Origin of the sequence: Rhizobium sp. WYCCWR 11152 (genome assembly GCF_013087615.1) — a bacterium.
Lineage (GTDB): Bacteria > Pseudomonadota > Alphaproteobacteria > Rhizobiales > Rhizobiaceae > Rhizobium > Rhizobium indicum.
The window spans coordinates 117,480-142,699 of the sequence record NZ_JABFCP010000002.1 but is presented as its reverse complement, the minus strand read 5'-3'; the positions used below and the strand labels follow the sequence as shown (position 1 = coordinate 142,699).

At 60.3% G+C, this 25,220-nt stretch carries 24 protein-coding genes and 2 pseudogenes; 21 read left to right on the top strand and 5 right to left on the bottom strand.

All coding sequences use genetic code 11. The features are described 5' to 3' along the window. Positions 1-22: 22 nt before the first annotated feature. The 11 genes from virB5 to G9X67_RS00910 all read left to right on the top strand — a co-directional run bounded on the left by virB5 (position 23) and on the right by G9X67_RS00910 (position 9,101). Positions 23-688 carry a P-type DNA transfer protein VirB5 gene (gene virB5 / locus G9X67_RS00960; RefSeq protein WP_246705348.1) on the top strand — a complete coding sequence of 222 codons (666 nt, stop codon included), beginning with the start codon at positions 23-25 and terminating at the stop codon, positions 686-688. Next, on the top strand, positions 685-918 hold the full coding sequence (locus tag G9X67_RS00955; RefSeq protein WP_171597793.1) for an EexN family lipoprotein: 234 nt from the start codon (positions 685-687) through the stop codon (positions 916-918). Before virB5 ends, G9X67_RS00955 begins: the two co-directional genes overlap by 4 nt. A gap of 3 nt (positions 919-921) precedes the next feature. After that, a complete protein-coding gene (locus G9X67_RS00950) occupies positions 922-1,842 on the top strand; it encodes a type IV secretion system protein (RefSeq protein WP_171597792.1) in 921 nt (306 codons plus the stop codon). A 49-nt stretch (positions 1,843-1,891) separates the two neighbouring features. Continuing rightward, the gene (locus G9X67_RS00945) at positions 1,892-2,176 is read left to right on the top strand and encodes a hypothetical protein (protein WP_171597791.1); all 285 of its coding nucleotides are present in this window, start codon (positions 1,892-1,894) and stop codon (positions 2,174-2,176) included. A 1-nt stretch (position 2,177) separates the two neighbouring features. Continuing rightward, entirely contained in the window at positions 2,178-2,849 is a 672-nt protein-coding gene (locus tag G9X67_RS00940) for a virB8 family protein (RefSeq protein ID WP_138330870.1), read from the top strand. Continuing rightward, positions 2,846-3,703: a P-type conjugative transfer protein VirB9 gene (gene virB9, locus G9X67_RS00935; RefSeq protein WP_171597790.1), complete on the top strand. Its 858-nt coding sequence runs from the start codon at positions 2,846-2,848 to the stop codon at positions 3,701-3,703. The genes G9X67_RS00940 and virB9 overlap by 4 nt, the downstream gene beginning before the upstream one ends. A 9-nt stretch (positions 3,704-3,712) precedes the next feature. After that, positions 3,713-4,888, top strand: coding sequence for a type IV secretion system protein VirB10 (gene virB10, locus G9X67_RS00930; RefSeq protein WP_171597789.1), 1,176 nt, complete (start codon positions 3,713-3,715; stop codon positions 4,886-4,888). Positions 4,889-4,895: 7 nt separating this feature from the next. Further along, on the top strand, positions 4,896-5,936 hold the full coding sequence (gene virB11, locus G9X67_RS00925) for a P-type DNA transfer ATPase VirB11 (protein WP_171597788.1): 1,041 nt from the start codon (positions 4,896-4,898) through the stop codon (positions 5,934-5,936). A gap of 205 nt (positions 5,937-6,141) precedes the next feature. Next, positions 6,142-6,354, top strand: coding sequence for a hypothetical protein (locus G9X67_RS00920; RefSeq protein ID WP_171597787.1), 213 nt, complete (start codon positions 6,142-6,144; stop codon positions 6,352-6,354). Continuing rightward, complete coding sequence (locus G9X67_RS00915) at positions 6,351-6,569, top strand: hypothetical protein (RefSeq protein WP_171597786.1); 219 nt, start codon at positions 6,351-6,353, stop codon at positions 6,567-6,569. The genes G9X67_RS00920 and G9X67_RS00915 overlap by 4 nt, the downstream gene beginning before the upstream one ends. A gap of 606 nt (positions 6,570-7,175) precedes the next feature. Further along, entirely contained in the window at positions 7,176-9,101 is a 1,926-nt protein-coding gene (locus G9X67_RS00910; protein WP_171597785.1) for a PAS domain-containing sensor histidine kinase, read from the top strand. Positions 9,102-9,628: 527 nt separating this feature from the next. Here G9X67_RS00910 and G9X67_RS00905 read toward each other — a convergent pair. Then, entirely contained in the window at positions 9,629-9,865 is a 237-nt protein-coding gene (locus G9X67_RS00905; protein WP_171597784.1) for a hypothetical protein, read from the bottom strand. Positions 9,866-10,191: 326 nt separating this feature from the next. On the opposite strand from G9X67_RS00905, the pseudogene G9X67_RS00900 reads away from it, so the two are divergent. Beyond that, a pseudogene (locus G9X67_RS00900) lies at positions 10,192-10,940 on the top strand (autotransporter outer membrane beta-barrel domain-containing protein); the annotation flags it as partial. Between the two features lie 66 nt (positions 10,941-11,006). Here the strand turns inward: G9X67_RS00900 and G9X67_RS00895 are convergent. After that, positions 11,007-11,378: a response regulator gene (locus G9X67_RS00895; RefSeq protein WP_138330876.1), complete on the bottom strand. Its 372-nt coding sequence runs from the start codon at positions 11,376-11,378 to the stop codon at positions 11,007-11,009. 137 nt (positions 11,379-11,515) lie between these two features. On the opposite strand from G9X67_RS00895, the gene G9X67_RS00890 reads away from it, so the two are divergent. The 4 genes and pseudogenes from G9X67_RS00890 (at position 11,516) to G9X67_RS00875 (ending at position 14,527) form a co-directional block, all read left to right on the top strand. Next, positions 11,516-12,565 carry a PAS domain-containing protein gene (locus G9X67_RS00890; protein ID WP_171597783.1) on the top strand — a complete coding sequence of 350 codons (1,050 nt, stop codon included), beginning with the start codon at positions 11,516-11,518 and terminating at the stop codon, positions 12,563-12,565. Positions 12,566-13,046: 481 nt separating this feature from the next. Beyond that, a complete protein-coding gene (locus G9X67_RS00885; RefSeq protein ID WP_171597782.1) occupies positions 13,047-13,223 on the top strand; it encodes a DUF3606 domain-containing protein in 177 nt (58 codons plus the stop codon). An 18-nt stretch (positions 13,224-13,241) separates the two neighbouring features. Continuing rightward, positions 13,242-14,044: pseudogene (xth, locus tag G9X67_RS00880) on the top strand (exodeoxyribonuclease III). A 246-nt stretch (positions 14,045-14,290) separates the two neighbouring features. After that, positions 14,291-14,527, top strand: a complete 237-nt coding sequence (locus G9X67_RS00875) for a hypothetical protein (protein WP_171597781.1) — start codon at positions 14,291-14,293, stop codon at positions 14,525-14,527. A 315-nt stretch (positions 14,528-14,842) separates the two neighbouring features. On the opposite strand, the gene G9X67_RS00865 is transcribed toward G9X67_RS00875, so the two are convergent. The 3 genes from G9X67_RS00865 to G9X67_RS00855 form a co-directional block, all read right to left on the bottom strand. After that, the gene (locus G9X67_RS00865; protein ID WP_246705339.1) at positions 14,843-15,163 is read right to left on the bottom strand and encodes a hypothetical protein; all 321 of its coding nucleotides are present in this window, start codon (positions 15,161-15,163) and stop codon (positions 14,843-14,845) included. A gap of 43 nt (positions 15,164-15,206) precedes the next feature. Further along, a complete protein-coding gene (locus tag G9X67_RS00860) occupies positions 15,207-15,353 on the bottom strand; it encodes a hypothetical protein (RefSeq protein ID WP_164986432.1) in 147 nt (48 codons plus the stop codon). A 426-nt stretch (positions 15,354-15,779) separates the two neighbouring features. Further along, entirely contained in the window at positions 15,780-17,540 is a 1,761-nt protein-coding gene (locus tag G9X67_RS00855) for an EAL domain-containing protein (protein ID WP_246705338.1), read from the bottom strand. A gap of 658 nt (positions 17,541-18,198) precedes the next feature. Between G9X67_RS00855 and G9X67_RS00850 the strand changes: the two genes are divergently transcribed. The 5 genes from G9X67_RS00850 to G9X67_RS00830 all read left to right on the top strand — a co-directional run bounded on the left by G9X67_RS00850 (position 18,199) and on the right by G9X67_RS00830 (position 25,184). After that, positions 18,199-19,131, top strand: a complete 933-nt coding sequence (locus G9X67_RS00850; protein ID WP_171597965.1) for an NAD(P)/FAD-dependent oxidoreductase — start codon at positions 18,199-18,201, stop codon at positions 19,129-19,131. Positions 19,132-19,728: 597 nt separating this feature from the next. After that, positions 19,729-19,956, top strand: coding sequence for a hypothetical protein (locus G9X67_RS00845; RefSeq protein WP_171597779.1), 228 nt, complete (start codon positions 19,729-19,731; stop codon positions 19,954-19,956). Then, positions 19,953-20,975: a PHB depolymerase family esterase gene (locus G9X67_RS00840; protein ID WP_171597778.1), complete on the top strand. Its 1,023-nt coding sequence runs from the start codon at positions 19,953-19,955 to the stop codon at positions 20,973-20,975. Before G9X67_RS00845 ends, G9X67_RS00840 begins: the two co-directional genes overlap by 4 nt. Before the next feature lie 300 nt (positions 20,976-21,275). Beyond that, positions 21,276-24,791 carry a chemotaxis protein CheB gene (locus tag G9X67_RS00835; protein ID WP_171597777.1) on the top strand — a complete coding sequence of 1,172 codons (3,516 nt, stop codon included), beginning with the start codon at positions 21,276-21,278 and terminating at the stop codon, positions 24,789-24,791. Further along, complete coding sequence (locus tag G9X67_RS00830; protein WP_210258747.1) at positions 24,792-25,184, top strand: response regulator; 393 nt, start codon at positions 24,792-24,794, stop codon at positions 25,182-25,184. Positions 25,185-25,220: the final 36 nt, after the last annotated feature.

Genomic DNA, 25,220 nt, shown 5'->3' with positions numbered 1-25,220 from the left:
CGGAATGAAATTCACTCTGGTGATGATGGCTGCACTGCTGCCGGTTGGAACGGTATCGGCACAGGGCATTCCGGTGATCGATGAAACGGCGATCGCCAAGCAGATCGAAAGCATCACCCAGCTGAAATCGCAGCTCGACACGCTCAATCAACAGCTTCAGCAGGCACAGCAGCTTTACGCATCGCTGAACAAGGTCACCAACATGGCCGATGTCGCCGGTCTGCTGAACGACCCTTCAATCCGCAAGGCGTTGCCGCAGGATTTTGATGCCATCGAAGGGCTGCTCAAAGGCTCGGGCACCGGGGCCTTCGGCACCTCCGCTTCGAAATTCCTTGAGAATAATTCCACCTATCGCACCGATGCCAATGACTTCTACGCGCAGGAACTGGCGCGCGCCCAGAACCGGAATGCCGGCCAGATGAGCCTCGGCCAGCAGATCTACGATACCGCCACCAAGCGCATCGACGGCATCGATCAGCTGCGCCAGCAGATCTCCAGTGCCGCGGATGCCAAGGATATCGCCGACCTTCAGGCACGCCTGCAGGCCGAAACCGCCTTCCTGCAAACCGACGTGCTGCGCATGCAGGCCCTGCAGATGGTCCAGCAGGCACAGGTTCAGGTCGACGATCAGCGCAAGGCCGAGGATTGGCGCAAGCGCCTGGATGCCATGGGAGAGGCGCTCAAATGAAACATCTCCTGCTTGGCATCGTGATGCTCACCCTTTGTGGCTGCTTCGGCGAGGAAGACAGGATCTACACCGTCGACGAGCTGATGGCTGATGAGGTCCTGCTGGCGAAGATCACAAGTGAATGCCGCAACAACCCGGGCGCCTTGCGTCAGACGCCCAATTGTCAAAACGCGGCGGCGGCGGACTGGAAGCTGCGGCTCGAACGCATGAACAGGGCGCTTGGAGGCTGAGCCATGTACCAGGTCTTCAGCTTCGTCGACGGCCAGTTCAAGTTGCCGCTAGAAAATTTCATCTCGTCGGGCACGTCGAACATTGCCAGCTGGATCAGCGGCCCGCTCACCGCGGCGCTGACGCTCTACGTCGTGCTCTATGGCTACCTTGTCCTGCGTGGCTCCGTTCAGGAGCCGATCCTCGAATTCGCGTTTCGGGCGATGAAGCTTGCCATCATCGTCATGCTGGTGCGCAACGCCAGCGAATATCAGACCTATGTCACCAACATTTTCTTCGAGACGCTGCCCCGCGAGATCTCTCAGGCATTGAACTCGGGCACCGCTCCGAGTGCCTCCACCTTCGACAGCCTGCTCGACAAGGGCCAGAAATGCGCCCAGGAAATCTGGGCGCGTGCCACCTGGCCTGCCGACATCGTCACCGGCATCGGCGGGATGATGGCAATCGGCGCGAGCTTCACCGTGGCGGCGATCGGCTATATCGTCTCACTCTATGCCCGGCTGGCGCTCGCCATCGTGCTGGCGATCGGTCCGATCTTCGTCGCGCTTGCGATGTTTCAGTCCACCCGTCGCTTTACCGAATCCTGGATCGGCCAGCTCGCCAATTTCGTCATTCTCCAGGTCTTGGTCGTCGCGATCGGTTCACTATTGATCAGCTGTATCGACACGACCTTCACGGCGATCGAAAGCTATTCCGACGTCATGATGCGCCCGGTCGCCCTTTGCGCCATTTGCCTTGCCGCCCTCTACGTCTTCTATCAGCTGCCTGGCATTGCCTCCGCACTTGCCGCGGGCGGGGCATCGCTGACCTACGGCTATGGTGCTGGCCGAGACGCCCACGAAAGCACGCTCGCCTGGGCCGCCTCGCATAGTGCCAGAGCGGTCGGCCGAGGCGCCCGTGTCGTCGGCCGCCGCCTCAGATCTTGAGGACTCAATGACGACTTCCACGATAAACGTTTCAGAGGTTTGCGTTCCAATGATCCGCATCATCGTCTCGCTTTTCCTTGCCATCGAGCTCACCGGCTGCGCTTCCATCTCCCACCCTTTGCCCAAATGCGACGGCTATTCGCGCCGGCCGCTCAACCGCGCCATGTGGCAATGGGAGGACAACAAGCCCGCCAAGCAGAGCGGCTCCGAGGCTGTCCCGGCGACGGCGACCGGTCACGTGTCTTCCTATGAGGAAGCGCCGCTGACGAAGGAACCAGCCGCCTTCGCGCATTTCGATGCCGTCGGTTCCTATCGGCCGTGCGAGGAGGGGTGAGATGGTGAGTACGGACAGTCTGAAGAGCTATTTCGACAAGGCGCGCCGCTTCGATCAGGATCGCCTGGTCCAGGTGGAGCGGTCGGCGCGCATCGCCTGGTCGATCGCGATCGCCGCGAGCGTGCTTGCCGCCACTTCGATCGTCGCGGTCGCCGGCCTCACGCCTTTGAAAACGGTCGAACCTTTCGTCGTTCGGGTCGACAATTCGACCGGCATCGTCGACGTCGTCTCGGCGCTGACCTCGACCGCCGGCAGCTATGACGAGGCGGTGACCAAGTACTTCGCCGCCAAATATGTGCGTGCCCGGGAAGCCTATGTCTGGAGCGAGGCCGAGGAGAATTTTCGAACGGTCGCTCTGCTCTCGACCCAGCCGGAACAGACGCGGTTTGCGGCGATCTATCGAGGCGGCAATCCGGACTCGCCGCAGAATATCTATGGCCGCGGCGCGACGTCACGCATCAACGTCGTCTCGATCTCGCTGATCAACGCCAATGTGGCTTCGGTGCGCTATATCAGAACCGTCACCCGCGGTGACGATGTGAGAACCACGCATTGGGTCGCGACGCTCACCTTCTCCTATGTCAACGCGCCGATGTCCTCGACCGACCGGCTGACCAATCCGCTTGGGTTCGTCGTCAGCGAGTATCGTGCCGATCCGGAGGCGATCAATTGAAGCCAAGTTTCCTGATCGCCCTGACCCTGGTCGCCAGCCTCTCCACCACGGCGCTGTCGCTCGAAGTCCCGCGCGGCGCATCGCAGGATAGCCGCGTCCGTTTCATCGACTACCAGCCCTATAACATCACCAAGATCGTCGGCACCTTGCGGTCCTCGGTGCAGATAGAGTTTGCCGCCGACGAGGAAATCGCCCACGTCGCGCTCGGCAACAGCGTTGCGTGGGAAGTGGCGCCGGCCGGCAACATCCTGTTCCTGAAGCCCCGTGAAAACCAGCCGGTGACCAACATCTCGGTCGTGACGACCCGGCGGGACGGCTCGACGCGCAGCTACCAGATGGAGCTGACGGTGCGCGACGGCACCGTGGAGGCCGGGCAGAACACCTACTTTTATGTGAAGTATCGCTATCCCGCCGACGAGGCCGAACGCCGGAGACTGGAGACCGCCGCTCGTGCGCAAGCGGCTCAGGCCGGTGAAGCGGACAAGGTTCTCGCTCTCCACGAAGCCTATGGCCCACGCAACTGGCGCTATTCGGCGCAAGGCTCCGCGGCACTTGAACCGCAGGCGGTCTACGACAACGGCAAGGTCACCACCTTCGCTTTTGCCGGCAACCAGGAAATGCCGGCGATCTACATGGAAAATTCCGACGGCAGCGAGAGCCTGGTGCCGAAGTCCGTCGACAACAACCTGGTGCTGGTTCATGCGATCAGCCGCAAGTTCATCCTGCGTAGGGGAGGTGACGTCCTCTGCGTCTTCAACGAGGCCTATGATCGTATCGGCATCAATCCCGACACGAACACGACCTCACCCTCTGTCGAGCGCGTCGTCAAGACGCGGGATGGCGCAGAAGAATAAGAGGACGTCATGGCCGAGGAAGATAACAATACCCACATTCCCGGAGAGCGCGCGGAAACAACGACCGGCCGCGGGCTCGACAGCAATCCGACCCTGAAACGTGGTGCGGTGGCGCTGGCAATCGTCGCCTTCGTCGGTTTTGCGCTCTGGTCGATGCGCGGCCAGGAGAAGCCCGCCGACGGCACCCAGCCCGAGCGCGTCGTCATCCGTCAGACATCGGATTTCGAGCCGGCGAAGGAGCCGGTGCAACCGGTCGCCACGCCGCCGGAAACACTCCTGCCGACGCCCGGAATGCCCGAGCCGGCGGGCGAGGATGGGAAGCTTCTCGACGCTGCCCGCCGCGCACCGGTCATCGCCTATGGTGGAGAAAAATCTCCACAGCCTCATCCTCGAGACGAAGGTGCCAGCACCGATGCCAGTTCGAGCTACGTTCCGCTCGGGAACAATCAGGGCGGTCTCGGTGGCCAGGCGGAAAACGAGGACCAGCGCTTCAATCGCATGCTGACGCCGACACAGTTGCAGGGCTCGCGGGCCGGCACGCTTGGCAATCGGGATTTCATTGTTGCGATGGGCACCTCGATTCCATGCGTCCTGGAGACGGCACTGTCATCCGACCAACCCGGCTTCACGAGCTGCGTCATCAACCGCGACGTGCTGTCGGACAACGGCCGGGTCGTGCTGATGGAGAAGGGCACGCAGGTCGTCGGCGAATATCGTGGCGGCCTTCGCCGTGGCCAGAAACGCCTGTTTGTCCTCTGGAACCGGGCAAAGACGCCGAAGGGGGTAATCATTACCCTGGCGTCGCCGGCAACCGATGCCCTCGGGCGTGCCGGTGTCGACGGCTACGTCGATACCCATTGGTGGGAGCGTTTCGGCAGCGCGATCCTGTTGTCGATCGTCGGCGACGCAACCTCTTACGCCAACAGCCAGCTGCAGGATAGCGATGTCGAGGCAGACAACACGACGAGCGCCGGTAAGCAGGCGGCGACCATCGCCGTCGAGCAGTCGATCAATATTCCGCCGACACTGTTGAAGCATCAAGGAGAGCTGGTCTCGATCTTCGTGGCCCGTGATCTCGACTTTTCGAGCGTCTATCGGCTTCGCGTGACGGAACCGCGCAATCGCATCTACGATCGGGCGGTTCTTGGCGACTTCCGTCAAGCCTCGACCTTGGTCACGAAGTAGCCCCGCCATGACAGAGGGAGCCGACTCTGGCGTCGTGCGCGAGTTGCTGGCACCGCTGTCGCCCTTCCTGCGCGACAAGTCGCTTTACGAGGTCATCATCAACTGGCCGACCCAGGTGGTCACCGAGGGTACGGCTGGGTGGCAGATCCATAATCTGCCAGAGCTGTCATTCGACAAGCTGATGCGCCTCGCGAGGGCTGTCGCCAGCTATTCCAACCAGTCGATCGACGAAACCTGGCCCATCCTTTCGGCGACCCTGCCGGGCGACGAGCGGATTCAGATCGTGGTCCCGCCGGCGACGACGAAGGGAACGGTCAGCATCACCATCAGAAAGCCGTCCTCGGTGTCGCTGAGCCTGAACGATCTTGATCAAGGCGGCTTGTTCGCCGAGGTGGCAAAGGAAGAAGCGGACATCTCTCCGATCGACCGTAGGCTCCTGGGCCTCCATCGAACCGGGTCATATCAGGCATTTCTTCGCGAGGCCGTCTACGCACGCAAGAACATCATCATCTCCGGAGCGACGGGCTCTGGCAAGACAACGCTTTCGAAAGCGTTGATCCGCCACATTCCCTCGAGCGAGCGTATTATCTCGATCGAAGACACGCCCGAACTCGTCATCCCGCAACCGAACCATGTCCGCCTCTTCTATTCCAAGGGTGGCCAAGGGCTGGCGAAGGTCGGGGCGAAGGACCTGCTCGAATCCTGTCTTCGCATGCGTCCGGACCGAATTCTTCTGCAGGAGCTGCGCGACGGGAGCGCGTTCTACTACATTCGCAACGTGAACTCAGGTCATCCGGGTTCGATCACGACCGTGCACGCCGACTCGGCCAGGCTAGCATTCGAACAGCTGACACTGCTGGTGAAGGAATCCGACGGCGGGCGGGACCTGGAGCGAAACGACATACGCGAGATGCTGAAGATCGCGATCGACGTCATCGTCCAGTGCAAACGCATCGATGGTCGGTTTCGGGTGACCGAGATCTACTATCGAGCCGCCGTGGGAACCAAGATCGTCGATGCTGCTCGCAGGGATCGCCGAAACTGCTAACGCCGGGGTTCCCACCACGCCATTGACACTGCTGGTGAAGTAATCCGACGAAGGGCAGGACCTGGAGCGAGACGACATACGCGAGATGAGCACATCGATACCTTGATGGTGAAAAGCCGGAACTTCCACTGATCGAAGGAGGTCCTCGGCCATCCCGGAACTTGCCGGCATTCCCCGCGTTCTCGAACGACGAGGAGGATGCCAAATGTCAATTCCCTTTGAACCGATCGTGCCGCCACCATCCGTGCCGCCGCTCGACAATCCACCACCCGATCCCGATCGCATTCCGGGCGAAGAACCGCACCCCGATCCTGAACCGGACGAGGGCGCCGCGCCCACCAGCAGGACGTCTTCCCATTGCCCGACTTGGGGAATGCTTCGCCAGGTCGTCCGCCTTCAGCCAGAGGATCAAAGATGAGCGGCGACTGGAAAGACCGGCTTCGTGACCAGCTCGAGGACTTCGTCGACTCGTTCGTCGTGAAAGGTGCGAAGCAGTCGGACGTCTACGACGCAATCGTCAAGGAGATTGCCAACCTTCGAACCGCCCACGAGCGCGATCCCGATCCAGCCGAAGATCGTCCAGGCTCCGAGGCCGAGGAACCGTCGATCGAATGGCCTGGCGCATTTCCATGAGAGCAAATAAAAATGGCCGGGGCGAAATCGCACCGACCTTTCAAACATCGCTCTTCACACCAGTGCCAGTACATCCGTGGTCAAACGTGAGATAACCGACTCCCGCAGTCGCGAAAGCTCACGTGGACTCACCGGCAACGCCGATTACCCTGTCGAGCCGCTTCAAGACCCTGCCTTACCGAGGGGGCCGTGGAGACGACGTGGAGGAGTTGAAACCGTGCCGAAACTCCTCGCAGCCCACCACTTACGTGCGAGAACCCTCCTCAGATCCTTGATGGGGAGCGAGGGTTTCAACGTCCTCCATGGCCTTTGCGACGACGGCCGCCAGTGCTGGGGGGACGTCGCACCGTCGACGAGGATTGCTGCGGCATCCGCGAGGAGTGCCTCGCATCCTAGGGAGCGGGCCTCGACGGCCACGAGTGGCGTCCGTCCCTCGGGCGCGCCGAAGCCGTGCGATACCCTTAGTTACGAACCACGTTTTCTTCGTGATCTCGTGTGCGCCTCGTTCTCTACGGCGCAGGCAGCTTCACAGTTCGGCGGAGATTGATGGAAAAGTGGCGGAGGGGCGCTATATCCTGGTTTTACTCGAACTAGTTTGGAATAAGCATGCTGCCTGAAGCGACCACCGATACCGTGGTGGACGACCGTTACCGCATTCTCGTCGATGGGATCACCGACTACGCAATCTACATGCTGGATGCCAGCGGCTATGTCAGTAGCTGGAATGCGGGCGCGCAGCGGTTCAAGGGCTATGGCAAGGACGAGATCCTCGGAGCCCATTTCTCTCGCTTTTACACCGATGAAGACCGCGAGCGGGGTCTGCCGCAGCGGGCGCTCGACACCGCTAGGAAGGAAGGCAAGTTCGAGAACGAGGGCTGGCGCGTCCGCAAGGATGGCGAACGCTTTTGGGCGCATGTGATTATCGATGCGATCCGGGACGGGACCGGCACCCTGCTAGGATTTGCAAAGATCACCCGCGATCTGACGGAGCGTAAGCAGGCTGAGGACGAACTGCGGCGGAGCCAGGAGCAGCTAAGGCTGCTCGTGCATGGCGTCACCGACTACGCCATCTACATGCTCGACCCTGAAGGGAAGGTCTCGAGCTGGAACCAGGGTGCGCAGCGGATCAAGGGCTATACCCCTGAGGAAATTATCGGCGAGCACTTCTCCCGCTTCTACACCGACGAGGACCGCGCCGATGGCCTGCCGGCGCGGGCGCTGAAGATCGCATCGACCGAGGGACGCTTCGAGCACGAAGGCTGGCGTGTCCGCAAGGACGGGACCCGCTTCTGGGCCAGCGTCATCATTGACCAGATCCGGGCCGAAGACGGCACGCATATCGGCTTCGCCAAGGTGACCCGCGACGTCAGCGAGAAGCGCGCGGCGCAGGAAGCGCTTATTCAAGCGCAGAAGATGGAAGCGCTCGGCCAGCTCACAGGCGGCATGGCGCATGACTTCAACAACCTGCTGACCGTCGTGATCGCAAGCCTCGAGATGGCCCGCAAACGCGCAATAAAGGGGAAGGACGTCGTCAGTCTACTGGACAACGCACTTCAGGGCGCGCTGCGAGGTGCGGCGCTCACCCAGCGCCTCCTGGCGTTCTCCAGGAAGCAGGAGCTGTCGTTCGAAGCCGTTGACGTCAATGATCTTGTAAGAGGCATGGCCGATCTTCTTCAGCGCGCGGTCGGACCTGAGACGGTCATCCAGACGCAGTTCCCGATCTCGCTCCCGAAGGTGAAGTCAGACCCCAACCAGTTCGAAAGCGCACTGCTGAACTTGTGCGTCAACGCTCGCGATGCCATGCCCGGAGGCGGCACGATAACAATTTCCGCAGAGCGTGCGTCCATCTCGAAGCAGAAGACCCACGACGATCTCGCACCAGGAGATTACGTTCGCCTTTCTGTGAAAGATGAAGGCGAGGGGATGGACGAAAAGACCCTTGCCAGCGCTCTGGAGCCCTTCTTCACGACCAAGGGTGTTGGAAAAGGGACGGGCCTCGGCCTACCGACGGTGCAGGGACTTATGGCGCAGACCGGTGGCAAGCTGGTTCTCCGGTCTCGGAAAGGCGAGGGTACCACGGCCGAACTCTGGCTGCCGGCTGTCCAAATGCAGGACGATGGTGCCGTGGTATCGCCGTCAGCAGAGCCGGTGCTTGAAACGGCTGCGGAGCCACTCACCGTACTTGCCGTCGATGACGACGGACTGGTCCTCATGAACACCGTGCTCATGCTCGAGGACCTCGGCCACAGCACCGCGCAAGCGGCATCCGGAGGGGAAGCCCTCAAGTATCTTGAAGACGGTTTCGTCCCGGACGTCGTCGTCACCGATCACGCCATGCCAGGCATGACGGGGTCGGAACTCGCTTCCAAGATAAGGCAGCAGTATCCACACATCCCGGTCATTCTCGCGACAGGCTATGCCGAACTCCCTCAGGGTGCCGATCCAGATGTTCTCCGCCTGCCGAAACCGTTCAACCAGACTCAGTTGACTGGTGCGCTCCAGCAGGCCGTGCGAAGGGCCGTCGCAGGGTAGCGACATTCCCTTCGCTATGCCAGCGATGGTGAAGGTGGCGTGGTTGAGGCATTGGATCAACTGACCGAAATTTGGCACTTGCTTCCGCGGAGCTCGACCCGGAAAAAAGCCCCGCCGAGACGGGGCAAGTTAATGGATCGCACAGGAGGAACAAGCGCCCGTGCTTTCCTGCCAATATAACAACAAAGGGCCTGATTGAGTTCCCGTCACAGCAGAGGGCGGATCGCGAAGATTGCAAGGGGTGTGTTGCTGAAGACAGGAGACTCCTCTGCGCGATCCGCTCCGGGCCAAGTAACACTTTTCTGTGACAATAGTTCCGGTCCGATCCTGCACGGCAAAAGTATTGTCGCCGCCGAGCGATGATATGTCCTCAGGGTCAGACGTGGGGAAACTGGGAAAGGGAAGTATTCTCAATCACACCAGTCGTTCCTATGCTGTGGCTTCATGTGTCAGAGAAACCTTCCTTGAGCAGCTTCTTGCCGATATCGAGCGGGCCACCAATGGTAACGGCTCATCGCCAGCAGCCATTAGATCCTCCCCATTGGCCCGCCCGTGGTCCACTTTGCAATTTGGGATAGCCGCTCGAGTTCCATGTCCATCAGCGTTCGGATTTCTTCCGGAGACGCATCGACAAAAATTGGCCCAGCGTTCTCTCTAAGCAAGAATAGTTCTGTCTGATGTTTGTCGTCATCGAACCGCATCTGGATAACAGCGTCCATATTGATCCAGCGCGTTATCGTGCCGTCGGTCAACTTCACGAACATCCCATCCTCCAAAGGTGGCGACCCCCGAACCGAAGCAGAAAATTTAGGGCCGGTTCCAAACACGTCCAGCATACGGGGAGGCACTTCCGCACAAAAAAAGGCCCCGCCTTAGGTAGGACGGGGCTAGTTATGGGTTGCGGTGGGCCGCACATCGAAGCGTCGAGCGGCTGCTGTGGAACAAATCTCCGCACGGCCCGAGTTCTTACGATCAGCGGAGCCTATTGTTCCCATGGCCACCGATTTTTTAATCAGTCACACCATTCATTCCGCTGCTTAGGACTCCATGTCTCGGCAAAGCCTTCCTTGAGCAGCCTTTTGCCGATTTGTTCACCCTGCAGGTGGGCGGCGACGGAATGCTGCACGAATGCGGAGCCGGCGTGCTGATCGGCGGGCTCAGCTTTCATGTCGATACGGCCTCCGCAGACGTCTCTTCGCGCTTCGGCACGGGCGACATCGACACCACAGGTTACGGCTTCGACGGCACCTTGACCTGGTACGGCAACAGCGGCTTCTACATCGATACGCAGGCTGGCGTGACCTGGTACAGCAGCGATCTCAAATCCTCGACGCTTCACACCACGCTTGCCGACGACAACAACGGCTTCGGCTATGGGCTCAGCGTCGAAGCCGGCCAGAAGATCGCGCTGACGAACCGGTGGTCGCTGACGCCGCAGGCGCAGCTTGCTTATTCCTCCGTGCGTTTCGATGACTTCACCGATGCCTATGGCGCCGCTGCCTCGCTCGACGATGGCGACAGCCTGACCGGCCGTCTCGGCATCTCAGCCGATTATGACAGCGACTGGAAGGATGCCTCCGGAAAGATCAGTAGCTCGAAGCTCTACGGCATCGCCAATCTCTACTACGACTTCCTCGACGGCTCGGATGTCGATGTCTCGGGGACTAAGCTTTCAGTGAGAACCAGGCGCTCTGGACCGGCCTTGGCATGGGCGGCTCGCTCAGCTGGGCGGACGACCGATACGCGGCCTACGGCGAGGCCTTCGCCCGAACCAGCCTCAAGGACTTCGGCGACAGCAACGCCTTCGGCGCCAAGGTCGAGTTCAGCGTGAAATGGTAGAGAAAGGCCTGAGGGAAGTGCAGGACAACGCGGCGGTCTTCGAGATCGAGGACTGAGGAGGGCCGATCAGTCCTGCAACCGTCTGCGGCCGATGGAACGCTCGAGCGTGTCCCTCAGCATCTCCGGCATCGTCGGTTTCGACAGCCATTCCCCGTGCGAGAAAGCTTCGGCGTCGCCTTCCTCGACCTCCGCCCCCGAGTAGACGACGAACGGCACATGCGCGGCTGTCAGGATCTTGACCACATCCGTGCAGATGCCGTCGTTCACGTGTGGATCGACGATCGCGACATCTGGAATGTTCGTGGCAAGCCATTGAAGAGCGTCTGTACGGGAGTCGACTGAGAAAACGGACGTCGCGCCGAATTCCTCCAGCATCGCCTCCAGGTCCAACGCGATGAATGGCTCGTCTTCGACAACGAGCACCCGCCCAAGCTTCATTCTCGAAATCCTTTTCCCGACCGTAGCTCTCGATGTACGGCGGGACAAGTGACGTTTCCGCTACAAGCTTTGGCAGCGCTGCAACTTCAAGCGTTTACGGACGTTCTTCCGCCGTATAAGACTCTGAAGGTGCGCCCTTGTCCAACGTAGAAGCTTCCAACATTCACGGCGACCGGCCTGCCGCCGCATCCGCGCAGGGGATGGCCGACCGCAAGGAACTCGCCTCGTTCGCGTTCGAACGAACCCGGATGCCTATCGTCGTAACCGACGCCCGCCAACCCGATCTCCCGATCGTGCTCGCGAATGAGTCCTTCCTGAGCCTGACGGGCTATTCCGCCGACGAGGTCATCGGTCGGAACTGCCGCTTTCTTCAAGGCGAGGCGACATCCCGAACCACCGTCGCGGAGATCCGAGCCGCGATCGCGCAACACCGCGACGCCACGATCGAAATCCTGAACTACAAGAAGGACGGCACTCCGTTCTGGAACCAGCTTCATATAAGCGCCCTTCGGGACGACGATGGCATGGTGGCTTACTATTTCGCCTCGCAGATCGACGTGACGGAACATCGGCGTATCCAGACGCTAGAGGAAGCGGAACACCGGCTGCTTCTGGAAGTCGACCATCGGACCAAGAACGTTCTCGCCATCGTCGACAGCGTCGTCCGTCTGTCGAAGACCGACAGCGTCGAGGCATACTCCGCGTCCGTCCAGCAACGCGTCCAAGCGTTGGCGCGGACCCACATGCTGCTGGCCGAAAACGGATGGAAGCAGGTGGCGCTGGACAATATCGTCCGTACCCAGATCGGCGTCTTCGGCCTCGATAGCGTAACGGCCGCCGGACCGGCGGTAATGATTCCGGCACCTTCGGTCCAGCCAATCGGTCTGGCACTCCACGAACTTGCGGCGAACGCGGCAGTTCACGGCGCACTTTCGCACGGTGGGGGCTCGCTGGACATAGCGTGGCAGCAGGAGGGAAGCGGCCTGATCCTCGACTGGACGGAACGCGGGCTATCCCGAACACCGACGCAGCAAGGCCGGGGGTTCGGTACCGTCCTCATCAGCGCGGTCATAGAAAGGCAACTCGGGGGCACGATCACCCGCGACTGGCGCGACGATGGTCTCTCCCTTCGTATCGAACTTCCAGCGCTGGACCGGGTGGGAGGTGGCCTAAGGGGTAGGCCATGAGCCGATCACGAGTGTGTCGATCCGGAAACTTCTTGATTCGACGCCCGCCCGTGCGGTCGCACTTCTGACGATGGCCGCAATCGGGCTGCTGGTCGCGGACATAGCTCGTCTCCGCGCCTCGCTGGCCTGCCACCGATGGGATCGCGGAGCCATACCGGCTTTCAAGGAATTTTCCAAGCCGCAGCCGGCCATCTTGTCGGTCGCAGCAGCCTCACTATCTCAGATGTGACCTCGAATTTGGGAGCCTCGAGATGGAAAACCTTCCTGTGGACCTACACGCAGCCCAAGATGGTGAAATACTGCCGCCCGAGCGCGAAGACAGCCGCGACATGGCAACATGTCTCTGTTGCGGCCGGCCGCGGCCGTTCCTAGACGAAGACGGATGCGGTATATGCGAGGAATGTCTCGCGCCATGAAGGCTTCGGCGGAACTTCTTGAATCGGCGTCAGTTTCTTCGGTGATAACCACCGAGGAGACGAACATGGCAACCACATCCCGCGGCCGCTCTCAGGACCGCGCACGGGTCGCAGGCGGTCAGGATCACGAAGTGAAATACGAGGCCAAGAAGGAAGGCGTGCCGAAATCCGAGGTCAAAGAGACCGTCAAGGAGGTCGGCAACTCCCGCAAGAAGGTCGAAGCAAAGCTCGATAAGAAGTGACGCCCAGGAGCTGGGCCGTTGAAGATTGCCACCTACAACGTCAACGGCGTGAACGGCCGGCTGGAAGTCCTGTTGCGATGGCTGCAGGAGGCCGAGCCCGACGTCGTGTGCCTGCAGGAGCTTAAAGCCCCTCAGGAGAAGTTCCCCGTCAAGGCCATCGAGGCGGCCGGCTACGGCGCCGTCTGGCTCGGGCAGAAGTCGTGGAACGGCGTGGCGATCCTCGTGAGAGGTCAGGAGCCTCATCTGACGAGAAAGGGGCTGCCCGGCGATCCTGAAGACGTCCAAAGCCGTTACATCGAGGCTTCATCGACGGCGTCGTCATCGGCGGCCTCTACCTCCCGAACGGCAATCCCTATCCCGGACCTAAGTTCGACTACAAGCTCCACTGGTTCGATCGGTTACACCACTACGCCGCCGAGCTGCTCGAACTGGACGTTCCCGTCATTCTTACGGGCGACTACAACGTCATGCCGACCGAACTGGACGTCTACAAGCCGGAGCGCTGGACGAATGACGCGCTGTTTCGCGTCGAAGTTCGCGAGGCCTTCAAGAATCTGGTCGATCAAGGTTGGACGGACGCGCTGCGCGAGCTGCATCCGGGCGAGCGCATCTACACCTTCTGGGACTACTTCAGAAACGCGTATGCGCGCGATGCCGGGCTGCGCATTGACCACTTCCTCCTCAGTGCGGAAACCGCTGCACGGCTGGCGAATGCAGAGGTCGACAAGCATGTCAGGGGATGGGATCACAGCAGCGATCACGCGCCGGTCTGGATCGAGCTTTCTAACAAGCCCGTTAAAAAGAGGAGGACGAAAGTATGAGCGAGGCAACCTGGAGAATGAAGCTGCGGCTTGATCCGGAGCGGCTTGTCGACGAGATCGTCGTCGGGGCAAAGGCCGGTCTTCGACGCAATCATCGACGAGGTCGCACGACTGCGGGCTGCACGAACGTGTTCCTGACCCTGCGGACGATGAGCCTCCGACATAGAAGAGCCCGCCAACGACTGGCCTGCTGCCGATCGGAGCTGACCGCCTCCGTTACCCCACTAATCAAAGTCGCCAAGAGCGGTGAACACCACCACCGGGCACGCCACGGTCAGTTTCGACACAGGCGAGATGATCGCCCTCGGCGAACCGCTGGCGGCCACTATTGATCGGCTTTACCTCGAGGTCGAGGCTGCCGTTCCGATGGCGATGGAAGACGATCTCTTTAAGTCGGTCAATTCGGCTTGTGACCGATTTGCCTGTTGTGCGATCGGTATCGATGGTCGTCAGCCGTATTCCCGACGCTCGCCACCTTGTTGAGCTGTCTTCCTCCCATAGAAATGAACCGGATCGAGAATCCCTGTGCCTTCGACGTGCGGCCGACCTTTCCCTTTGAGGCTGGGCCATTTCACACATCTGGCCAGCCGGGAAATATGCGCGACGCACTGGCGGGCGTCTTCGCTGACGCCGCGCCTGACAGCTGGGGCCGCAGGCTTCTCGAACGCGCCTATGGCAATGGCCTTTCCGGTTCGAATATCTGACCCTATTTCGATGACACTTGCCGACAGGGGCGCTGCGCATTTTTCGATAACAACCATTTTTGCGGTCAGCGCGCCGCTTTGCGTGTGTGACTCGTCAAGGCGTAAGCTTCACAAGCTGCTCCCCGCTTCTTGCGTCCCAGATCGTTAGGTCGACGACAAAATCTCCCCTCCTCGATATCAGGTCGAGCAAGGCTGCGGCCAGCCGACCCGCGCAGATCGGGTTGGTCGCAAGATCGAGCGTTTCATTGCTCGTCAGCGCCAACCGAAATGAAAGGTCACCGTCTTCCAGGGGAGAAAATGGAGTGGCACTGTCGAATTCAAGATAGGCGTCCGCTTCGCCGTCGGCAGAGGGCCGACGAGCTTCGAAGGCTCGGTGAAATTCACGCTTTTGTTCGGACGACAGCATCGTATCCATTCCTCTATCGCGATTAGTCCGGTGCCCAACCGAGGACGGCGCGTTAGGGCTGGCGCATTGGCACCAGTCTGGAGGTCTTTTCCGCGTGGATTTCCGGCCACTTGCTGTACGGCGCCGGTGCAGTGCCGATTGCCGAAATGGACACCACGATCGCCGTTACGGCCGAGAAAAGCACAAGTGCATAGGTCATAGCGTCCGATCCTTTGAGGTTGGTTCCCAGCCATTCCGGCCGCAAACTGCTCTGGAAGGATGAATCAAAGGCTAAGCAACATAGTTAAACGCACGGATTTTCCCGATTATGGACAGAGCTGAGGATGAAGCTTTATCGCCTCGCCGTCCGGAACCTCTGGCTCGCTGTGAGTTCTTTTAGCGCGATTGTCGACCGCGGTCATCCGCGAAGTCATCGCAGCCATTGGCATCTCTAAAGGAGGGGACGATCACGCCATGCAATTTCGTTCGGCTAGTGGAGCGACGGCGCGAATGAACTTCCAAGTCGGCGCCCAGCATATTGCGATCGGGATTGACCACCTCTTTTTGGGGCTCCTAACGGCGGACCGGTCTAGCTTCACCGTCGCCCTCGCGACCTGCAGGCTGCAAGGTTGCTTCGAGCCCTAGTTTAGGGCGTGGGCCTAGCCCGAATGAAGGTTCCTGCTTCTTGCCGACCAATCGGCGGCGCGGATGCTGCCTTCTGCTCGATGAGGCTCAAGACCGCGCTGAACGGCATAGGCCGACCGTAGAGGTAGCCTTGACCACATGGGCAACCCAAGGCCACGAGAGCCTCCTCCTGCTCGCGGGTTTCGATGCCTTCCGCGACCGTCTCCAGTCCCATGTCCCGGCTCAGGCTGATCAGTGCCCGTGTGATCGCAGCATCGTTCGGCCTGCTGCGGATCTGCTGGACGAAACCGCGATCGATCTTCAGCGTCGTCAGCGGATAGCGCTGCAACGAACTGAGGGAAGCATATCCCGTTCCAAAGTCGTCGAAGGCGATGCCAACGCCAAGTTCCCGCAGTGCCGTCATCGCCTCCAGCGAACGGTCGTCATCCGCAAGTGCAATCGTTTCGGTGACTTCAAGCTCCAGTCCCTCTGGTGCAAGGGAGTGCTTTTGAAGTGCACTGGCCACTTTTTGGATGAGATTGGGTGCGCGCAGCTGCCCCGGGAAGAGATTGACGCCGATCCTGATTGCGTAGCCTGACGCCTGCACCTCGCTGGCGCGCTTTGCGGCCTCGTCAAGCGTCCACCAGCCAATATCCAAAGCCAGCGCGCTCTGATCGAGAGCAGGAAGAAAGGCTGCGGGCGTCAGCAGGCCCCGAACCGGATGATGCCAGCGGATCAAGGCTTCAAGCCCGATGATCTCTCCGTCGGAGAGCTTTACCTGGGGCTGATAGAAGAGCTCCAGTTCACCCTGACGCATCGCGGCAAGCAGTTCGTCCCGCAGTTCGCGACGCGCCGACGTCTCGCTCCGCATGGTGGCGTCATACATCTGGATCGATTGCCCGCCTGCGGCTTTCGCTCGGTACAGAGCGTAGTCGGCACTGGCAATCAGCTCTTCAGCTTCCACCCCGTGGGTCGGTGAAAGGGCAAAGCCGATGCTAGTGCCGAGTTGCAGAACATGTCCGCCCAGTTCAAACGGCTTTGCAAATGCCTGGAGGATTGCATCGGCTTGTGCATAAACGGCGCGCGGGTCGCTTACACCCTGCAACAGCACCGCAAATTCGTCGCCGCCGATGCGGGCTATATTGGCATCCGGGCGCAGCATGTATGGGAGCCTGACACCGACGGCCTGCAAAAGACTATCGCCGACCAAATGTCCGTGCGTGTCGTTCACCTCCTTGAAGCCATCCAGGTCCAATAGAATGATGGCGGCAGCGTTTCCCGCAGCAAGCGTATCGGCAAGCAGCGCGGAAAAGCGGTGACGATTAAGCAGTCCAGTGAGGGTATCCTGGCTCGCCAGTCGCAACAGGCGCCCCTCCCGCTCGCGTCGCTCCGAAATATCGATCATGACGGCACCAGCACAGAACCCGCGTTTGCCGCGCCAGGTTGATAGGGTGATCTCGATCGGAAACTCCGTGCCATCCTTCTTGACCGCCGACACTTCGACTGGCCTGCCGCCGAGATTTGGCTTTTGCCCCGCAGACACCTTTTGCAGCCCTGCCATATGCGCGCCCCGCATCCGCTCGGGGATAATGATGGTGATAGGCTTTCCGATCATCTCCCCCTTGCTGTAACCGAACAGCGCGCACGCGGACGGATTGACGAACTCGATATCCCCGTGGCTGTCGATCGAGATCAGCGACAATTTTGTGGCCTCGGCAAATTTCGCCACCGTGAACGGTATGCGCCGCTTCGACCTGCTCAATAAAGATGACCTAATTGCCATAAGTGCCTCGTGCATCGTACCGGGCCTGGTTTCCAAATCGTCACCGTTGGAACTCCGCTCAGCCAAGCACAATCAAGATGGATTGTATGCGTGAACATTGATTTAAGTTGCGTGCATGCCGCTCGCAGAAAGTGCAGAAAAGCGCCACCCGAGAGTGGTACGTAGCACCTCGCTCGAGATTGTTCCGATCGATGAACATGGCCGATGTGGAACGCCATCAGTGCGTGTCCTCAGAGTCAGCCAGGGCCGCGACGACCGTGTTACATGCAAAACCGAGACATCGCCGCGATCCATATCGAGGCGATGCCTATGACCTCCACCCGTCCACTTTGGCTTCGTCCCCAGAACTGGAAGCAGACCTGCTAATTCGGCAATGGTTTCGTGAAACCTATCTCAGGCCCCTCTCATCGCCACCCAACCTTGTGGTTCGTCGGGGGATCTGGGTCGCTCTAGCCGATAGCTTGAACTTGGAAGGTCGAGGCCATCCAAATTTGATGGCCCCCCAGAGCCCCGGCAACCTTTGACGGCATCGCGTGGATGTCAAGGACATGGTGAGTTGGGTTACCGGACAATGGAACCATTGCCGTTTGCCGAGGTTGGCCATGTCGCCCACACTGGTGCAATCCCGGTTGGGGCCAACAGGATACGGAATGGCATGATGACGAACGCATTTGAAGATAAAGTGAACGACTGCGTTGTCATCGGGGGTGGTCCGGCTGGCCTGACCGCGGCGATTTACCTGGCGCGCTACCATCTTTCCGTGACGGTCTTCCACGATGACTCCAGCCGGGCTTCTAGCATCCCTATGTCGCACAACCACGCCGGATTCCCGGACGGCATCAGCGGCACTGAGCTGCTGGCGAGAATGAACGCCCAGGCTCAGCTCTACGGGGCAGCCATTCGACGCCGCAAGATCACGACGCTTCATAAAGTCGACAACCTGTTCCTGGCAGAATTCGAGAACGGCAGCATCCGCTCTCGGACCGTACTTTTGGCTACCGGTGTCGTCAACCGACGGCCTGCGATGCCACAGGCAACCCATGATGAAGCCGTGGCTCGTGGCCTTCTGCGCTACTGTCCCGTCTGTGACGGTTTTGAGGTAACGGACAAGCCCGTCGGTGTAATCGGAACTGGAACGAAGGGGTTCAAGGAGGCAGTTTTCCTTCGAAGTTACACGAAGGATCTCACGCTGATATCGCCCGAGAGCGTACATGATTTGTCCCAAACCGAGACGTCGTCCTTGACCCACCTCGGAATAAGAGTGGAGGTCGGCCCCGTAACCTCGACCGATCTGGACAATGATATGATCCGCGTCACAACACCAACGGAAACCTATTCATTCGCTTCCATATATCCGGCTCTCGGATCCGACATATGTTCGCACCTGGCATCACGTCTTGGAGCGCGGCTCTCAGACGAAGGATGTGTTCGCGTCGATGGTCACCAGAGGACCACGGTTCCGGGATTTTACGCCGCAGGAGACGTCGTCGCCGGTCTTGACCAGATCAGCCATGCCATGGGGCAGGCAGGCGTTGCTGCTACGACCATCCGCAACGACCTTGGCGAGCAAGCAGCCCTGGTGCGTTGTTGACCCTAGTTTCGCGGCTCTGGCGCATTTTGGCGGGCGTGTAAGAGAGTATATAGCTGGCGTCGCCGCTTAAGCTGCTCAATAGGGCACCTCCGATCGACCTCCTTGCTTCAACAATCTCGCCGACCACGAATGGATCAATGGGCGGCGACCACGCCAGGCGGTTGCAGCGGCGGTAGCGATCCGCAAGTTCTACCGTTTCGTGCTCCGTCCAGACCCAGGGTGGTTTGAGAGATAGCACCGAGCGGCAGCCAGCAACGATCACCGGCTGCCGCTCCCTTCGAGCGTCCGCCGCCACGCGCTCAAGAAGGTAGGCGACTATACTCCCCCCGCATTGGAAACGACATTGTTTGCGCGAAAGACCTTGCTTCTGTCGCAGAATTGTCGCCCGTTATTTGTCCACTGAAAGCCGTAGCAGCCAAGAAACGACGAGATTACGCAGCCTTCTCCTGGGGATATCCTGTGGAGAGCCTGTGGGAAATGGTGAACGGGATCCGAGGGGCATTTTCCGCTTGGAGCAGTTCCCCGACGTGATGAAGCAAACTGACTGTTGAACGTAGCCCAGCTAGCTTGCGCGGGCTTCGAAAGCGGAGGCGGACAATGCTCAACGAAAACGCCCAGACGGAACTTGTGAAAACCCTGTCTGGCCGCGATGTGGCGCAGGCCGGTGCTCTTTGCTACCGCCGGACCGAAAGCGGTGGCCTTGAAATTCTTTTTGTAGGCAGCCGACGGAAGACACAGTGGTTCCCGCTGAAGGGCGCCGTGCGCGACGCCGCGCAGCCGGGTCTGCGAACGCTTCTGTCGCGGGTTGAGAACCTTGACCTATGAAGCTCGGTCTCGGCAGGTCGCTGTTAAAGGTCCTCAGAGCCCAAAAGAAAATCAGCAAGCGGATCGAGAAAGCTCTCGAAACGACCCGAAGCAGAACGAAACGTCCAACATCCCGTCCGGCGAAACCGATTTTGGTCGAGACAGCCGCGTTTGGAAGCAATCCGGGTCGCCTGGTGATGAAATCCTTCGTCCCGACGACGAGGCTACCGAAAAACCCCGCGCTTGTCGTCCTGCTTCATGGTTGCCGCCAGACTCCCGAAAGCCTGGATGTCGCGACCGGCTTCTCCAAGCTCGCGAAGGAGCGCGGTTTCGTTCTGCTCTATCCGCAGCAGAGGAGAGCAAACAATCCGCAAAATTGTTTCAACTGGTTTCGACCAAGCGCCGTCGCTCGAGACCGCGGAGAGGTGCGTTCAATCAAGCAGATGGTCGAGCACATATGTGAGCGATATCGCATCGACCGTTCGAGGATCTTCGTTGCGGGACTATCCGCCGGCGGGGCGATGACGGGCGCACTTGTCGCGAACTATCCCACTTTGTTTGCAGGCGCCGCGATCATAGCCGGTATGCCATTCGGTTCTGCCCGCGACGCGATGTCCGCCCTGCGCGCGATGAAGTCAGGAGCGACGCCGCCGCCGGGTGGATGGGGAAGACCCATCGCTGAGATTTCCCCGGAAGCCAAGGCATGGCCTGCGATAACCATCTGGCAGGGCATGGAAGACCGGGTGGTCAAGCCCGTCAATGCGCTCGCGTGCGTTGCTCAGTGGCTCGAAGTCCAAGGGATTGCAGAAAGCAGCGGCCGTTTGGAGGAGAAACCATGGGGCAGGTTGCAGTCATGGAAAGTCACAAGCCAGCTGAAAGTGGCCCTCTATTCGGTCAGCAACATGGGCCACGGGCTTCCGATCAAGAAGCGCAAGAGCGTCACGGCGCTAGGATCTGGAGATCCCTACGTGATCCCGGTAGAAATCTCGGCTCCAGCGGAGATGATGCGATTATGGGGTTTGTCGAGGCTTCGAACATAACCAGCTCGCAGCACGGCCGGCCGGAGCCGGCAAATTGCGGTCAGCGATGGGTTCTACGCCTGCACCATCTCGGTGCGGGCAACGAAACACCCGGCGAGCACCCCACCCGGCGCCCAGTGACCGACTGGTGCGACCTGTTCAAGGGCGTTGATGTAGCCTCCGTTTCTGCACGTCGATTTCCGGCGCCCCTTCGGCTTTCGCCTGTCATTCGACTTTAGACGGTATTTGTCTTCGCATTGCCAATTTGGCCCTCCCAGGATCCAGGTCGGGAACATAATCGAGGGCGTACGGTTAATGGGAATGAGGGATGATCAAGAAAAATCTGCCCGCTCTGGCCTTATTGTCGGCATCGGCGCTTCGGCGGGTGGTCTCGAAGCCTTCAAAGCGTTTTTCGCCAACTTGCCGGCCGACAGCGGAATGGCTTTCGTGCTGGTGCAGCACCTATCTCCCGATCATAAGAGCATGCTGACCGAGATCCTTGGGCGGGCGTCGCCCATCCCGGTCGTCGAAGCCGAGCACGGCATGCGCGTCGAACCCAATCGGGTTCACGTGATCCCGCCCGATGCCACTTTGACGATAAACGACAGCCACCTCGTTGTCGTCCAGCCGGCGCCACCGCGGGCGGACCGTCGACCAATCGATTCTTTCTTCACCTCCCTGGCCAAGGACCAGAACGATAACGCGGTTTCGATCGTGCTATCGGGCGTGGGAAGCGATGGGTCGATCGGGCTTGCAGCCGTGAAGGAAGCCGGCGGGCTGACGATCGCCCAGGCAGAGTTCGACCACCATGCGATGCCCGGTATGCCGCAAAGCGCGGCGGCCACCGGCCTCGTGGACTATGTGATGCAGGTCGAAGAGATGCCCGCCAAGCTGATCGAATATCGCGATCATCTGGCGCTGGTTGCCGACCGCAAGGATGGCGACGGCACGCGGACCGATGCTGCTGAGCACCTTGCAACCGTCCTCGCCGTCCTCCGCTCGAAAACCGGGCATGATTTCGCCAAATACAAAATCAAGACGGTCACCCGCCGCATCCAGCGTCGCATGCAGGTTCTGCAAGCAGACGCTGTCCCCGTCTACCTCAAGCATCTACGCGAGGATCCTCGCGAGCCGGAACTGCTCTTCCGGGACCTTCTCATCGGCGTGACCGAGTTCTTCCGCGATCCGGTGGCATTTCAGGGGCTGTCGGCGGCCATTGACGCTATTCTCGAAGGCGGTGGGGCCGAGCAGCCGTTAAGGGTCTGGGTGCCGGCCTGTTCGACGGGCGAGGAGGTCTACAGCCTGGCGATCACCATTCGAGAAGTGATCGAAGCGCGCGGCGCCACTCTGGACGTCCAGATTTTCGGTACGGACATCGATGACCGTGCTATTGAATTTGCCAGAGCCGGGCGCTTCCAGCGTACGACGGGCATCTCGCCTGAGCGTCTTCAACGCTGGTTTTTCGAGGAGGACGGCGCATTCTGCCCAAACCGGCAGATACGGGGAATGTGTGTCTTCTCCGTGCATAATGTGACGAAAGACCCGCCGTTCTCCAAGCTGGACCTGATCTCGTGTCGCAACCTCATGATCTACATGGATGGCGACCTGCAAGATCGCGTCCTTCGAACGTTCCACTACGCATTGAAGCGCGATGGCCTGCTATTCCTTGGGCTTTCCGAGGGCGTGGGCGGGCACCCCAAACTCTTCGCGGTTCGAGACAAGGCCGCACACATCTTCCAACGGAGAGATGGGGATGCGGCATTCCCAGCCATGCCAATGCCTTCACAGACGCCCGCTGCGGGAAATCGCTTGGCCGGCGAACTGAGTCAAGGAGCCGGTGACCGGGTCGATCGCGCTGTCCGCATGGCCCTGGCAAAACACTCGCCCGCATTCGTCGTCGTTGATCGGCAAAGCAACATCCTGCGGTATTCCGGCGGAGAAGTTGCCCGATACCTCGAACCTTCGGCCGGCGTCGCAAGCCTAAACCTCCACTCCAACCTGCGGAAAAACTTGCGGATCACCGTTCGCACCGCGTTGCAGTCCGTGGTGAAGACCGGCGAGGCCGTGGTCGCCGACAACGTATCCGTCTTCCTCGAGGGTCGACAACGCGTGCTGAGCGTCATCGTCGAGCCCGTCCAAAACGTAGGCAGCGAAGGGCTGTACGTCGTTGCCTTCCAAGAGATGCGCACGTTGGCGACAGAGCCTATGCAAGCCCCGGACGGAAGCCCGCGGAGCCCGGAAGCCGTGGCCGCGGAGCAGGAGCTCCGCATTGCGCGAGCACAGTTGCAGGCGACGATCGCCGATCTTGAAACGGCAAACGAGGAGATGAAGTCCACGGCGGAGGAATACCAATCGGTCAACGAGGAACTGCAGTCGACGAACGAGGAGCTGCAGACCTCGAAGGAAGAGATGCAGTCGATCAATGAGGAGCTTCAGACAGTCAACTCCGAGATGATGGCGAAGAACGATCTTCTCTCCAACCTAAACAGCGATCTGCAAAATCTGCTGGACAGCACACAGATCGCCACGATCTTCCTCGACGAAAATCTCCGCATCAAGAACTTCACCCCAGGTATGGCGGACATCTTCAGCCTGCGCGAGAACGACCGTGGCCGACCTCTGACGGAAATCGTCAGCCTGCTTGCCTATGGTGACCTGCGACGCGACGTCACGAAGGTGTTGCGGGAACTCACGGTCATCGAGCGCGAGCTCGAACTGCATGACCGCGACGCGTCGTTCGTCATGCGCATCCGACCATACCGCAGCATCGAGCGGGTGATCGAAGGCGTTGTCATTACCTTTGTCGACGTGACGGCGCGCAAGGAGGCCGAGCGGGCGAAGGGCGTCAGCGAGCGACGCTTCACCGCGATCGTCAACCAGACAGCCGTGGGCGTTGCCGAAACAGACCCTTCCGGCCGCTTCAAGCTGACCAACGCTGCGTTCCAGACGATGACCGGTCGGTCTGCGGAAGTTTTGCATCGGCTACGTCGGCAGGAGCTTATCAATCCCGATGACGCCGAGGCGATCAACGAGCGCTTCGAGCAGGCGACCCGCGATGGGAAGCCGTTCGAGGCCGAGTACCGCCTACAGCGGGCAGACGGAACGTCCGTGTGGGTGCACGACAGCGTCTCCGTGCTCGGCGAGAGCGATGGGCGCGCCAACAGCGTCATTTCAGTCACGTTGGAAATTGAACAACGCAAGCGCGCCGAAGAGCATGCGGCATTGCTTCTGGGTGAGCTCGATCATCGTGTGAAGAACATTTTGGCGATCGTTTCCTCGATCGTTGCCCAGACTCTCAGGACAAGTCTTTCGCCCGAAGCGTTCGCCGCGACGATTTCAGGCCGCATAACTGCGATCACGCGCGCTCACAGTCTCCTTACCAACCGAGGGAAAGGCGGCACCGGTACTTTGCAAAACCTCGTGGATACCGAACTGAAGCCATATGAGGATCGACACCTTCGGGTCGAAGGCCCCGACATCATGCTCACGCCCAAGGCTGGCCTGTCGGTTGCGATGGCCATCCATGAACTGGCCAGCAACGCAGCAAAGTATGGCTCGTTGTCCGTCCCCGAAGGCCAGCTTGCCGTTTCCTGGGAGGTGACGAACAACCCCCATCGCCGGTTACGGCTGAGCTGGGCGGAAACTGGCGGCCCGACCGTTCCCGGACCGCCTTTGCAGAGGGGATTCGGTACGACGGTGATCGACCGCTCCCTGAGCTATGAATTCGACGGGGAGGTGGAGCGTAGCTTCGAACCGAGCGGTGTGGTCTGCATCATCGACCTGCCCTTCACCTCGGAGGTAGGAGACCTTCGCCCGTCTGAGCGAGGGGGGCGTTGAATGGCTGCTCAAGACATCGCGGAAGGCCGCCAGGTGCTTGTCGTCGAAGATGAGATGACCATCGTGCTGGTGATCGAAGACACTCTGCTTGAACTCGGCGCCCACGTCGTCGGGCCTGCGTCGCGCCTGGACGCTGCCCTGCTGCTGGCCAGCGAGGCTTCAATCGATGCCGCGATCCTCGACGTCAACATCCGCGGCGGGAATTCCTACCCTGTTGCGGATATCCTCGCCGAACGTGGAATTCCGTTCGTCTTCTGCAGCGGCTACAGCGACTGGGCGCTCGAAGAACGGCACCGCGACCGCCCGCGTTTAACCAAGCCCTACAGCCCCAGCGACCTTACGGAACAGCTGCTGCAATTGCTAGGAGCGGCATCGAACGAACGGAGCCAGTGACGACTGCCGCGTCGGCCCAGGCATTCACCGGAGGAA

Coding starts and splice junctions, on each gene's coding strand:
- G9X67_RS00895 (WP_138330876.1), bottom strand. CDS start 11,378: ATGAAGCTTGGGCGGGTGCTCGTTGTCGAAGACGAGCCATTCATCGCG.
- G9X67_RS00950 (WP_171597792.1), top strand. CDS start 922: ATGTACCAGGTCTTCAGCTTCGTCGACGGCCAGTTCAAGTTGCCGCTA.
- G9X67_RS00915 (WP_171597786.1), top strand. CDS start 6,351: ATGAGCGGCGACTGGAAAGACCGGCTTCGTGACCAGCTCGAGGACTTC.
- G9X67_RS00845 (WP_171597779.1), top strand. CDS start 19,729: ATGCTCAACGAAAACGCCCAGACGGAACTTGTGAAAACCCTGTCTGGC.
- G9X67_RS00855 (WP_246705338.1), bottom strand. CDS start 17,540: ATGGCAATTAGGTCATCTTTATTGAGCAGGTCGAAGCGGCGCATACCG.
- G9X67_RS00835 (WP_171597777.1), top strand. CDS start 21,276: ATGAGGGATGATCAAGAAAAATCTGCCCGCTCTGGCCTTATTGTCGGC.
- G9X67_RS00920 (WP_171597787.1), top strand. CDS start 6,142: ATGTCAATTCCCTTTGAACCGATCGTGCCGCCACCATCCGTGCCGCCG.
- G9X67_RS00940 (WP_138330870.1), top strand. CDS start 2,178: ATGGTGAGTACGGACAGTCTGAAGAGCTATTTCGACAAGGCGCGCCGC.
- G9X67_RS00850 (WP_171597965.1), top strand. CDS start 18,199: ATGACGAACGCATTTGAAGATAAAGTGAACGACTGCGTTGTCATCGGG.
- virB5 (WP_246705348.1), top strand. CDS start 23: ATGATGGCTGCACTGCTGCCGGTTGGAACGGTATCGGCACAGGGCATT.
- G9X67_RS00945 (WP_171597791.1), top strand. CDS start 1,892: ATGATCCGCATCATCGTCTCGCTTTTCCTTGCCATCGAGCTCACCGGC.
- G9X67_RS00840 (WP_171597778.1), top strand. CDS start 19,953: ATGAAGCTCGGTCTCGGCAGGTCGCTGTTAAAGGTCCTCAGAGCCCAA.
- G9X67_RS00865 (WP_246705339.1), bottom strand. CDS start 15,163: ATGGATACGATGCTGTCGTCCGAACAAAAGCGTGAATTTCACCGAGCC.
- G9X67_RS00860 (WP_164986432.1), bottom strand. CDS start 15,353: ATGACCTATGCACTTGTGCTTTTCTCGGCCGTAACGGCGATCGTGGTG.
- virB10 (WP_171597789.1), top strand. CDS start 3,713: ATGGCCGAGGAAGATAACAATACCCACATTCCCGGAGAGCGCGCGGAA.
- G9X67_RS00885 (WP_171597782.1), top strand. CDS start 13,047: ATGGCAACCACATCCCGCGGCCGCTCTCAGGACCGCGCACGGGTCGCA.
- G9X67_RS00910 (WP_171597785.1), top strand. CDS start 7,176: ATGCTGCCTGAAGCGACCACCGATACCGTGGTGGACGACCGTTACCGC.
- G9X67_RS00905 (WP_171597784.1), bottom strand. CDS start 9,865: ATGTTCGTGAAGTTGACCGACGGCACGATAACGCGCTGGATCAATATG.
- virB11 (WP_171597788.1), top strand. CDS start 4,896: ATGACAGAGGGAGCCGACTCTGGCGTCGTGCGCGAGTTGCTGGCACCG.
- G9X67_RS00955 (WP_171597793.1), top strand. CDS start 685: ATGAAACATCTCCTGCTTGGCATCGTGATGCTCACCCTTTGTGGCTGC.
- G9X67_RS00830 (WP_210258747.1), top strand. CDS start 24,792: ATGGCTGCTCAAGACATCGCGGAAGGCCGCCAGGTGCTTGTCGTCGAA.